The following is a 12,598-nucleotide window of genomic DNA, read 5'->3' on the forward strand; positions in this document are numbered from 1 at the left end:
ATAAAGCACGCAAGGTTTCCATTCCTATCTTAATAACGTAATATCCCCGGTTTTCGTTGTGCTTACCCCATTGGTAAAGGTGGCCTTCAAAGTATAGGCATACACGTCCATCGGTTGTAGCGTTCCTTTATACATCCCGTCCCACCCCTGGTCCGGGTCGGTACTCACAAACACCACCCTTCCCCAGCGGTTGTAGATCGTCCATTCCATTTTTGCGATGCCAAATCCCTTTACCCTGATCACCCCATTGGTCCCGAACCGGCCCGGCGTAAACGCGTTGGGCACGTCGAGAAGCGGCAGAACGAGGGCTGAGATCTGGCTGCAGGTGGTATCCGGGCAGCCGGCTGTGTTGTACGCAACCAAACAGACATTGAAGGTACCACTAATATTGTATTGGTGGGCTACCGTGTCCCGGGAGGTGGTCCCCAGGGTATCCCCGTCCCCAAAAAACCAGGTGAAGCGGGTGGCGTCGGGGGACGAGGTGTTGGTGAACACGGTGGGCGTATTTTGCTGGGACGGATTAGGGCTCCAGGTATACGCCGCCGCGGGACTCCCTTCTACCGTGATGGTCTGGCTGGTGGAATCGATGAGGTTACAGCTGTTGGAGTCGATCACCACCAGTTTGACCAGGTACGTGCCGGGTTTGCTGTACAGGTGTGTGGGCATGACCTCTGTCGAGCCAAACCCGTCACCAAAAGTCCAGATGAAGTGCTGGCCGCCCCGGATGATCGTGTTAAATATGGCGGTATAGGGTGCGCAACCGGCGGATGGCGTGGTAAAACCCGCCTTGACGAGGGGGGAGATGTTTAGCGCCAGCGTGTCCGCCTGGGGAGAATTACAAAAACCGGTGTCCACCATGTCGAGCACGACCGTGTAGGATCCCGCGGCGGGAAAACGATGGTCCACCGAATCCAGACCCGTTGTGACCAGGGGCGAGGCATCCCCGAAATTCCAGACAAAACCGCTGTCCGTGAACGTCCCTGCGCCCGCCGAAGAGTTGTTGTAAAACCGGAAGTCCAGGCTGTCGCAGGGCGGGAGTTTGGTCAGCGTAAAAGCCACCGTGGCCTCGTTGTTCCTGGCGGTGAGGGTGACATACGAGGTATCCGCCCCATTACAACTGTTGGGGTCTATGGAGATCAGCCGGGCCTTGTACATGCCCACCTGGGGATAGTTATGGTCCGTGGCCGGCGTCGTGGTGGTGACGTCCGGGGTACCGTCCCCAAAGGACCAGACGTAGGTAACGGCGTTGGCGATGGTATCGGTAAAGTGGACCTGCATCGGTGTACAACCCAAATGGGCAAATCCGGGTCTGCCGGCGATGGTGGCTTTGAGCCCGGAAGCAACCCCTGCCAGGTCAAAGCCGATCTTCAGCCCGGCTTCGTTGCAACGGCCGTTGGATTTGTTGGTCCGGGAATAGACGTTTTGGGTGGTGGGGAAAATAGCCCCGCCCCCGCAGTTGGCGCAGATCCCCTGGTAGATGATCCCGTTTTTGTCAAACCGGCTGGTCCCCCCGTCGACGTGCTCCTGGAACTGTCCCCCGTTTTGCCCGTAAAAACTCCCGTAGAGCTGGCTGGCGGCATTTTTCTGCAAAACGAAAAAGTAAAAATCGCTCCCGTCCGTATGGTTTTGCACCGCCCCGGCGGTGATGGGCATCCCCGCGGTACCCGCGGACTGATAGCCCTCTATGGTGTTAACCTTGCCTCCCCAGCCGGATACATAGACGTTTTCACACCGGTCCACCAAAAACGCCACGGGTGAGATATTGGGCACCTCGGCCACCGTACCGAACGTGGTGGAATACACGTAGGCCGAAAGATCGGGCTGGAGCTTGGCGATGAATTGTTTGCTCCCGGGGACGTTGTAGGGTGCGTTGATGATGGGCCAGGTGCCGGTGGTCGTCCCCATGATGTAGGGGAATCCCAGTTTATCGAACTGCACCCCGTACACCTGGTCGACGCCTCCCGTACCGATATAGGTCGACTTTGTCAGGGCGACACTGTTGCCTGCGTCCGTCAGCCAGGCCAGAAAACCGTCGCAAAGCCCGCCCGCAAAACCGGGCTGGAGCCCGCCCCTGCCGGGAAAATCATTGCTTGTCGTCCCACCGCCGACGAACAGCATGCCGGGAACCGTGGGGGAAAGGGCCAGTACATAAGCGGCGTCAAAACCGCTGCCGCCCATATAGGTCGACCAGATCACCCGGTTAACCGTAGGGTCGATCTTCAGAACGACCCCGTCCTGGGTGCCCTGCAAGGTGGTTTGAAAAGCGCCTCCCCTCACCGGGAAGTCCGACGACTGGGTGCAGGACGCCAGGTAGACATTTCCGGAGGCGTCTACGTTCACCTCGCTGCGGGCGTCGTCCCCGTAATTCTGTTTGAGAATGTTGGTGCCCTGGGTCAGGTAGTCCGCGATATTCACCCCGTCGTTCTGACTGCCCCCGATCTTCATCGACCCCATGAGCTGGCTGCCGTCCGCGCTCAGCCGGCAGACGATGATGTCCCAACCACCGTTCGGCCCCACCGCCGGGACCGTTTGCGGAAAGTCTGTGGATTTGCTCCTGCCGGCGATGATCAGCTCGCCGTTACCGTTTTCGATCAGGCTGTGCGGCTGGTCCTCGGACGAGCCCCCGATATAAGTCGCCCAGGTACGGAATTGCAGGTTCCAGTTCAACTTGATGATCGCGATGTCCCCCGGTATGCCCGATCCGTCACCCCCTTTGTAATTGACCTGGTAGGCCCCCGGCGACGTGTCATACCCCGCGTCGGCAATCCCCCCCATATAAATGCTGCCGTCCGCCCCGTAAGTAGCGGTAAAACCCCAGTTGTCCGCGGGGCTCCCGGAAAACGAGCAGAAATAAAAATTGGGATCGATCACCAGGGTGGTGTTCCGGTCGTACCCCTTCAGGTCGAACGATACCATGTTCCCGCGGATCTTATACCGGCAGTGGACGGGAGACCTGCCCGAGTCGGTCGGCTGGTAGGCCAGGGGCACCTGCTCCACCGTCTCCCCCACCGATGTCCCGACGTGAAGCGCCTCGTTCCGCACCCTCAGTGCGACCCCGTCGTCATACGCCATCCGGACCTGGGAAATGTCCGCACCCGGGTGGACGATGAGGTCGTACTTCAGCTTGCCCCCGTCTGAATAATACCGGGCGTCGATCCCCGGGTACAGGTCCTTGTACAAGACCTCGTCAAAGATCCGGCACCGGGAAGCCCATTTGGAAGGGTCGTTGCCGATAAAATAGTTGTTGTAGCCCTCTTCCGGTTTGGCCGGGATGATGTCGGGCGCGGGGTTTGCCCCCAGGAACCGGACCGTATAGGTGTGTTTGTGGATGAGAAAAGAGTCGTCCGGTGCGGGGGTGAGGTGCCCGAGTCCGTGGACGAGCCCCAGGACACGGTTAAAGTCCTTCGGATCCGACAAGGTGGTTGTATACCCGTTTTTACCCAGCGCAAAACCCGCTCCCTGCATCTCCACCCGGTATACCACCCCTTTGTTCCACTGGCCCTTGTTTTCTATAAACCGGAAGACACCCCCCGTCTGTGCGGACGCGGTTACGCTACCGCAAAGTAGCCCACATAGCCAGCCAAAAAGAACTTTTGTCAAGGGGGATCTTTTTACTTCTCTATTAAATTACGCCGCTTTACGACTAATTCAAAGCGTATTAAAGCCCTTTAACGAAGGAGTGTGATATCTCCCGTTTTCCGCGCCTTCGTTCCATCCGTAAACGTCACGCTCAACGTATACGCATACACGTCCATGGGCTGAAGCTGTCCCCTGAAGTGCCCGTCCCAGCCGATATCGGGGCTTGCCGATTCAAACACCAGCTGCCCCCACCGGTTATAAATCTTCCAGTCCATGGTCGCAATGGCAAAGCCCTTGACCTTGATTATCCCATTGACCCCAAAGCGGCCCGGCGTAAACGCGTTGGGCACGTCCAGGTCCGGCACCACTTCCGCGCTGACCACCTCGCAAACGGTGTCGGTACAGCCATTGGCGTTAAAGGCGATCAGACAGGCATTATAGGTGCCGGTTTTGTTGTATTGGTGCAGCACCGTATCCCGGCTGGTTGTAAAGAGCGTGTCCCCGTCCCCGAACAGCCACTTGAAGCTGACCGCATCCGGAGAGGAGGTATTCGTAAACGCCGTCGGCGTGTTCGTCAAAGGCGGGTTGGGCCCCCACGAAAAACCAGCCGTGGGTTTGGCCATCAGGACGAGCGTGGATGTGGCAGAGTCGACCTTGTTACAGGTAGACGTATCTGTCACGACCAGCTTGATCTGGTAGGTACCCGGATTCGGATAGTAGTGCATCGGGCTTTCTTCGGTGGACGTGGAACCGTCCCCAAAGCTCCAGTTCCATTGCATCCCGCCCACCGATTCGTCGGTAAACTGCGCGGAATCCGGGGCGCACCCGGTCGTGGGCCCGGTAAACTGCGCCTTCACATTGGCGGCCACCCGAAGGGTGATCGCGGCCGTATCCGGTGCATTGCAATAGTTGGTGTCGGTCAGGATCAGTTGCACGGTATACACCCCGGGATTCGCATACGGATGCGTTTCCGTCTGGGTGCCCGCGCGGATCGCCGGGGTATTGTCCCCAAATTTCCAGGTGAAAGACGTATCCGTAAAGGGATTGGCGCCCGGAGCCGGCGCGGACGTATTGGTAAACTGGTAGGCCAGGTCCGAACAGGGCGGGATTTTGACATCGGTAAAGGCCACGTGCGCACTGTCGTCGTTCGCGCGAATGACCGTATAAGAAGTGTCCTGCCCGTTACAGCTGTTGGGATCGATCGAGATCAACCGGATCTGGTACACCCCCGTGTTGGTGTACAGGTGGCTGGTCGAGGGAACAGTGGTCGTCACGTCCGGCGACCCATCCCCAAAATGCCAGAGATACGTCACCGCATTCCCGATGGTGTCCGTGAAATTGACGAGCAGCGGAATACAACCAAGGTTGGAAAATGTTTTCCCCTGGATCGAGGCCTTGACCCCCGAACCCACGCCCGCGAGGTTAAACGCAATCTTGACCCCCGCCTCGTTACAACCGCCGATAGACCCCGTCAGTGACCCCGCTGTCAGCGTCCCGTTGACCGGCGCCCACACGTTGGGGGGTTTGGTAGGGAAAACGGCGCCTCCATAACAATTCGCGCAGATCCCCTGGTATATTACGCCATTGACGTCAAACCGGCTGGTTCCCCCATCCACGTGCTCCTGGAAATTGCCGCCCCTCTGACCAAAGAAGCTCCCGTACAATTGTCCGGTCGCGTTCTTTTGCATCACAAAAAAATAAAAGTCGCTCCCATCCGTAGTGCTTTGCGCGGGGCTGGGGGTAATCGGCAGCCCCGCCGTACCGGAGGAGGGATACCCGTTCCCATGGTCCACGATCCCGCCCCAGCCCGACACGTATATATTTTCACAACGGTCGACTAAGAAAGCCACCGGTGAGATGTTCGGACCCGCGCCCTCGACCGAGGCCGTTCCCCAGGTCGTGGAGTAGACATAAGCTGAGAGGTCCGGCTGGAGCTTGCAGATAAATTGTTTGGCTGTTTTTGTAAAATACGTGGCGTTGATGATCGGCCAGTTGGCACTCAGGGTCGTCCCGGTGATGTACGGAAAACCAAGCCGGTCGAATTGCAGACCATAGATCTGGTCGACCGCCCCCGTCCCGATATACGTAGACTTTATCAGCGACACGGAATTCCCGTTGTCCTGCAGCCAGGCAATAAACCCGTCGATCGCGCCCCCGTATGCCGGTTGCACCACCCCGGAGGCCGGAACCCCGGGGAAATTGTTGCTGGCCGTGCCGCCCGCGACAAACAACTGCCCCGTGATCGGGCTGATGTCGAGGACATACGCGGCATCCTCGTCGGATCCCCCGATCAGGGTGCTCCAAAGAAGCGTGTTGTCCGCGGCATTGATCTTGAACACCACCCCGTCCTGTCCCCCGGCGTTGAGCGTCTGAAAACCACCCAAAGTCGGGAACCCGCCGGCAGCCTGAGTCCCCGTGGAACGGGTGCAGGAAGCCACGTATATATTATCGTTTTTGTCCACGATCACCTCACTGCGGGAATCGTCTCCATAGTTTTGTTTGAGGGACTGCGCACCCACGGGTTGTTCGTACTCGTCGGTGATGTTGCTCCCATCCTGGCCGGAGCCACCCAGCACGATGGAGCCGAGCAGTTGGGAACCGTCGTTGCTGAGTTTGGATACGAAAATATCCCAGCCGCCCCTGTTGCCAATGTTCAGGTAACTCGGAAAATCCGCGGAACGGGTATGCCCCACGACGATCAGGTCCCCGTTGTGGTTCTCAATCATGCTCGTGGGCAGTTCGTCGTCATCCTTTCCGCCTAAGTAGGTCGCCCACTCCCGTTTTGTGCCATCCGGAGACAGCTTGATGATCGCCACGTCCGGTGGATAGGCGCTTTGCACCGTCGTTCCCTGGAAACCGGGCTGGAAGGCTCCGGGGGTCGTCAAAAAACCGTTTTGGGAGATCCCGCCCAGGTACATGCTCCCGTCTCCCCCATACGTAGCGGTAAAACCCCAGTTATCCCCCTTACTCCCCGTAAAGGAGCAGAAAATAAAGGTCGGATCGATCACCAGGGTATTGTTGTGGTCATAAGAACCGGGACTAAAGGTCACGATGTTCCCCTTGACCTTGTATCGGATGTCCACCGACGTCCGGCCCGAATCGTTGGGCTGGAAGGACTCCGGGACCAGTTCCAGGGTTTCCCCCAGGGGCGTGCCGATGTGCAACTGGTTCCCCTTGACATACAATTTTCCGACCGACTGGTATTCCAGCCGGACCTGGCTCAGATCCGCCCCGGGGTGCACGATCATGTTATACTTCAGCTGCCCTCCCTCGGAGTAATAACGGACGTCGATCCCCGGGTAAAGGTCCTTATAGATCACCCCGAGGTAGGTCTGGCAATGGGACGCCCAGGTGGAGGGGTCGTTCCCGAGGATATAGTTGCAATAGCTGCCCGAAGGCTTATCGGGGACGATCTGGGCCTGGGGATTGGTCCCCAGGAACTGCACCCCGTAGGTATACTTCTTTACGGTGCGCATTCCCCCCGGCTCCTCGTTCCCAACGGCCACCGACGTCTTTACGGGCGATAGTTGTCCCTTACCTCCGGCCCAGGCATGCTCATACAAAGGCGTACCCGTACCCACCGGTTTGCCCGCCTGGTCGAACACCTGGACGTTCAGCACGGTATATCCGTTCGCGTTCAGATAAAATCCGCTGGCCTGCATGTCCGCGCTGTATAAAACGGACTTATCCCATTGACCTTTATTCTCAATGAATTGAAGCGTTCCCGGGGACTGGGCACGACCAAGGATGCAGCCCATGGTCATCAAAGTGAAGAAGACGGTTTGCGGGAAGGGGTGGTTCATCTGCGATTCATTTGACTGGTGGCGTCGGCCGTTCTATAACGGTAAGGTGGGCGCAAATCTTATGCTAAGATATTTTACTCCAGGCGGTTTTACCCTTTTGAGACAAAAGAAACTCCCGAATGGGGCGATGGTCGTCCGACAGCAGCTCCGGATCGGCTTCGGCGATCCGCACGGCTTCCCGTTTGGCCAACTCCAGCCATTGCTTGTCTTGGACAATAGAGGCCAGGCGAAAGTTTAATTCCCCGCTTTGACGCGTTCCCTCTATATCCCCCGGCCCCCGGAGCTCCAGGTCCTTTTCCGCGATCTCAAACCCGTTCTGGGTAGACGTCATCACCTTGATCCGCTCCCGGGCCTCCTGACCCAGCTTCGAACCCGTCATCAGGATACAATAGCTCTGTTCACTCCCCCGGCCCACCCGGCCCCGTAGCTGGTGGAGCTGGGAAAGCCCGAACTTCTCCGAGCTCTCGATCACCATCACCGACGCATTCGGTACGTTCACCCCCACCTCGATCACCGTCGTGGAGACCATGATCTGCGTATCACCCTGGACAAACCGCTGCATGTTCGTTTCCTTGACGTCCGAGGCCTGGCGTCCATGCACCATGCTGATCCAATAAGTCGGCTCCGGGAAATACGCCTTCACGTTGTCGTACCCCTTCATCAGATCCTCGTAAGCCAGTTTTTCAGATTCTTCGATCAGGGGGAAAATAATATACGCCTGCCGCCCCTTGGCGATCTCGCTCTTGATAAAATCCATCACCTTCGGCCGGCCCGATTCATGACGGTGCACCGTCACGATCGGCTGGCGCCCGGGTGGCAGTTCGTCCATGATGCTATAGTCCAGGTCCCCATACGCCGTCATCGCCAGCGTCCGGGGGATCGGTGTCGCCGTCATCACCAGGATGTGCGGCGGCACCACCGACTTTTTCCAAAGACTCGCGCGCTGGGCCACCCCAAACCGGTGCTGCTCGTCAACAATCGCCAACCCGAGCGCGCGGAATTGTACCGGGTCCTCGATCAGCGCATGGGTTCCGATGACGATGTGGACGCTCCCTTCCTGCAAATTCCGGAGGACCTCCTTTCTTTCCTTGGAACGCGTCGACCCCGTCAGCAAAGCCACGCGCACGTCCAACGGCTCCAGCAACCGGCTGATTCCTTCAAAGTGCTGTTGGGCCAGGATTTCCGTCGGCGCCATGAGACACCCCTGGAACCCGTTGTCCACCGCCAGGAGCAGCGCGAGCACCGCCACGATCGTTTTGCCGCTCCCCACATCCCCCTGGAGCAAACGGTTCATTTGTTTGCCCAAACCCGTGTCCTGGCGGATTTCCCGAAGCACCCTTTTCTGTGCGTTGGTCAGCTCGAAGGGCAGACAGTCTTTATAAAAAGTATTGAACAGGTCGCCCACCTTTGCAAACAAAGGCCCATGCGACTCCTTGTGCCGTTGGATTTTCAAAATGTTCAACCGGAGCTGGGCAAAAAAGAACTCCTCGAACTTCAGCCGGTCCACCGCCTTTGTCTGAAGCTCCGGCCGGGCGGGGAAGTGCACCTGCCGGTACGTCTCGTACCGCGAAAGAAAGCGGAACCGTTCCACCAATTCCGCCGGCAGATTTTCCGGCAGGTCCCTGGGACCCAGGGCCTCGAAAAGCTGCCACACCAGTTTGCCGATCTGGCGCCCGTTCAACCCCCTCGCCTTTAGTTTTTCCGTACTCGGATACACCGGCTCCAGGAAAGGCTTCCCGTTGACCTTTTCCTCGCTGAATTCCTCCAGCTCCGGATGGACGATCTGCGGCCGCCCCATAAAAAAACCGACTTTTCCAAAGACCAGGTAACGCCCCCCCCGCTGGATGCGCTTCAGCGCCCACGGAATCCCCTGGAACCACGTCAGCTCCAGCATCCCCGTACCATCCGTCACTACCGCCACCAACCGTTTTCCGCGCTTCTCCCCCTGCTCCTCTATGCTGATGACCGTTCCCGACACCTGGGCATAGTCCGACTGAGGCGACAGCTCCCGGATGGGCCGCACCTGTGTTTTGTCCACGTGACGGAATGGAAAACAGTCCAGAAGGTCCTTAAAGGTAAATACCTGCAATTCTTTTTTCAGCAGATCGGCCCTTTGCGGCCCGACCCCTTTCAGGTACTCGATCGGACTGGATAGTATGGAGGTCAACGCCGGTATTTCTGCAAATGTAGGGTCAATTATCGAACGACAGGATACGCTCGTCCGCCAGCAGTACCTTATCCAGCGCCTGGAAACAACCCTCGTTTCCAAACACCTCGTACCAGCTGGTAACGACCATCCCATCCCTGCTTTGTTTTTGCTTACGGTATCGCAACCCGCTGCGCTTAAAATCGTCCTCCACATGGCTCGCGGTCAGCTCTTCCATTTTATAGGAAACCCTATACTGCCGGTACTGGTGCAGCCGGTCCACCCTGCTTTGGATAATCTCAAAAGCAGACAACACAACCAGCGCCGCCGCGGTAGTGAAGGCAGCCAACGCGAAACTCCCCGAGCCCGCAGCCATCCCGATCGCCGACGACACCCATATCGCCGTCGCCGTCGTCAGCCCCGACACCGAAAAATTATCCTTAAAGATCACCCCCGCCCCCAGGAAACCAATCCCCTGGACGACGTTAGAGGCGATCCGGTCCGGGTTCCCGGCCCCCCCGATCATCTGGGAAAGGATCGTAAAAAGACAAGCCCCCACGCTGATCATCGTCAGCGTCCGGAACCCCGCCGCCTTGCTGCGGTATTCCCGTTCCAGTCCCAGTACCGCGCCCAGGCCGAGCGCCACTAGGAGTTTGTAGATGTCCTCTATGTTTGCGTGCATTATTTTTCCCCCAATGCGTATTTGATGCCCCCCAACACGTGCTTCAGGTACAACGGATCCTGCCACGACGCATCCGTATGCCCCAGCTCCGTATAAAAGGCGCGCCCGCCGTCATACGAATGCTTCCAGGCCATCGGATGCGGATCCCCGTTAACACCCCCTGTATAGCTGTGCTCGTCAATAGTAATCAACACGTGCAGGTCGGGCTGTATATTCTTGAAGTTATACCATTCGTCAAAACGGCTCCATGTCTCCGGCAGGTGGCGCGTAGACAGGTCATCGCGATCCACCACATGCAGCGTCGCCTGCTGCTGGGCCGGGTGTTTGAGGAAGTAAGCGCCCACCAGTTTGCCATACCATCCCCAATCGTATTCCGTATCCGTGGCTGCGTGTATCCCGACAAAACCCTTCCCCGATTCGATAAAGCGTTCCATCGCCATTTGCTGGGGCGTGTCCAGGATGTGCCCCGTGGTGCTCAGGAATACAATCGCCCCGTACTTCGCCAGGTTTTTGTCCGTAAAGACCGAAGCATCCTCCGACGTATCGACGTCAAACCCGTTGTCTTTACCCAGCGCCATGATGGCCAGCTTCCCCACGCCGATGGAGCCATGACGGTACCCCCCCGTTTTACTAAAGACAAGGACACGGGGACGGTGTTTGGCCGCGAGGGCAGCCGCGGAGAAGGCGCCGCCCAGGATGACCAGGGCAACGATATACAGGACGCGAAATCTTTTGTTTTGCATGGGCAATCGTTTTAAGGTATCCTCTAAAATACGGATGAAACCCTAATTTTGCCCCGGAAAGTGCTCCCCCATGGAAAAAAAGGATGCCCAGCGCAAGGTGCTCATCGTCATGGTTTGCTCGTTGATCCTCCGAATCGTCGCCGCAAACATGACCGAATTGGGCAATGATGAAGTGTATTACGCGCTCTATCCCCGCTATCCCGATTGGAGCTACTTCGACCATCCGGCCATGATCGCCTGGGTCGTCCGGCTCCTCAACGGCGGGCACCTCGCCTCCACCGCCTGGGCCATGCGCCTGCCCGCCCTCGTCTTCGGGACCATCAACCTCTACCTGGCTTTTCTCCTGGGATCGGCCCTGCGCAGCCCGCGTTGCGGTTTTTATGCCACCCTGCTCTACGCTTCTTCGCTTTACGTGTCGGTCATCTGCGGCGTATTCATCCTCCCCGACACCGCCCAATCCTTTTTCTGGCTCCTGTCGCTGCTCTGCCTCGTCCGGATTTTTGGAAAAGCCCCCAGGGCCTATTGGCTTCTTTTCGGCCTTTTCGCCGGGCTATCCGTCCTATCCAAATACCACGGCGTCTTCCTTTGGGCAGGCGCGGGTCTCTACATCCTCCTCCGCGAAAGAAAAGAGCTCGCCAACCCCTACGTCTACCTCGGCGGACTCATCACCATCGCTTGTTTCGCCCCGATCATATACTGGAACCAACACCACGGCTGGGCGTCCTTCGTCTACCACGGCCACCGCACCCTAAGCCACCAGGCCCTCATCAATTGGGACAACCTCCTCCAGCAGGTCTTAGGCGAGTTCTTCTACAACGGCCTCCCCGTCGTGGCCCTTATTTTTATCGCCTTCTTTGCATTCCGTCGCCATCCCTACCTGGAAAAAAAGCAATTTGTCTTCCTGCTGTGCATGAGCTTGCCGCTGATCATCTTCGTCTGGGTCCTTAGCACGCAACGTGAAACGTTGCCCCACTGGACCGGACCTTCTTATTTGTCGCTGATGCTCCTGCCAGCCGCCTGGCTGGATGCCTGCGTCGACGCGCGGGCACGCCGCACTCCCTTCATCCTCCGGTTCAGCATCGCCTTCACCGCGCTGATCATTATCGCCGGCCTCATCGTCATCAACACCGGTATCCCCGGCGCCCCGCGCAACGCCCCCCTCGACAAAACCCTCGGCCAGGACGACTTCACGCTCGACATGTACGGTTGGCGCAAAAGCCAGGTTCTCATCGACAGCCTCCTCACCGCCAAGGTCCGCGAAGGGTCTCTCAACCCCGATTACCAATTCCTGCAAGTCAACTGGTTCAACGGCGCCCACGTCGACTTTTATATCGCCCGGCCCGTCCGGAAAAACACCCTCGTCCTCGGCCCCCTCAAAAACATCCACCAATTTTATTGGATCAACCAACACCACGACTGGGACAGCGTCAGCGACTACTGCATGGTCACCAACAGCCGCGAATACCAGGCCCTGGACCAACTCCCGCCTTTCTTCCTGACCGCCGCCCACCACACAGACACGCTGGCCGTCCGCCGCGGCGGCGCCGTAGCCGAAGCCGTTTTCGTCACGTCCTTCCGCAACGTGCCGGTCGATTCCGTAAAAGCAATGGTAAATAAGTCGTACGACGAGCCCTAACAGCAGCAC

6 protein-coding genes are annotated in these 12,598 nt (G+C 58.1%); 1 reads left to right on the plus strand and 5 read right to left on the minus strand.

The annotated features are described in order from the left end of the window. Positions 1-24: 24 nt before the first annotated feature. The 5 genes from EDB95_RS01005 to EDB95_RS01025 form a co-directional block, all read right to left on the minus strand. Entirely contained in the window at positions 25-3,600 is a 3,576-nt protein-coding gene (locus EDB95_RS01005) for a DUF7948 domain-containing protein (protein WP_133989707.1), read from the minus strand. 68 nt (positions 3,601-3,668) lie between these two features. Further along, positions 3,669-7,382, minus strand: coding sequence for a DUF7948 domain-containing protein (locus EDB95_RS01010; RefSeq protein ID WP_246073428.1), 3,714 nt, complete (start codon positions 7,380-7,382; stop codon positions 3,669-3,671). Positions 7,383-7,446: 64 nt separating this feature from the next. Continuing rightward, positions 7,447-9,549 carry an ATP-dependent DNA helicase RecG gene (gene recG, locus EDB95_RS01015; RefSeq protein WP_246073430.1) on the minus strand — a complete coding sequence of 701 codons (2,103 nt, stop codon included), beginning with the start codon at positions 9,547-9,549 and terminating at the stop codon, positions 7,447-7,449. A 25-nt stretch (positions 9,550-9,574) separates the two neighbouring features. Further along, on the minus strand, positions 9,575-10,210 hold the full coding sequence (locus EDB95_RS01020) for an MgtC/SapB family protein (protein ID WP_133989711.1): 636 nt from the start codon (positions 10,208-10,210) through the stop codon (positions 9,575-9,577). Beyond that, a complete protein-coding gene (locus EDB95_RS01025) occupies positions 10,210-10,953 on the minus strand; it encodes a ThuA domain-containing protein (RefSeq protein WP_133989712.1) in 744 nt (247 codons plus the stop codon). Before EDB95_RS01025 ends, EDB95_RS01020 begins: the two co-directional genes overlap by 1 nt. A 70-nt stretch (positions 10,954-11,023) precedes the next feature. On the opposite strand from EDB95_RS01025, the gene EDB95_RS01030 reads away from it, so the two are divergent. Beyond that, on the plus strand, positions 11,024-12,589 hold the full coding sequence (locus EDB95_RS01030) for an ArnT family glycosyltransferase (RefSeq protein WP_133989713.1): 1,566 nt from the start codon (positions 11,024-11,026) through the stop codon (positions 12,587-12,589). The last annotated feature ends 9 nt before the right edge of the window (positions 12,590-12,598 follow it).

It is taken from the genome of Dinghuibacter silviterrae (assembly GCF_004366355.1).
GTDB classification, from domain to species: Bacteria; Bacteroidota; Bacteroidia; order Chitinophagales; family Chitinophagaceae; genus Dinghuibacter; species Dinghuibacter silviterrae.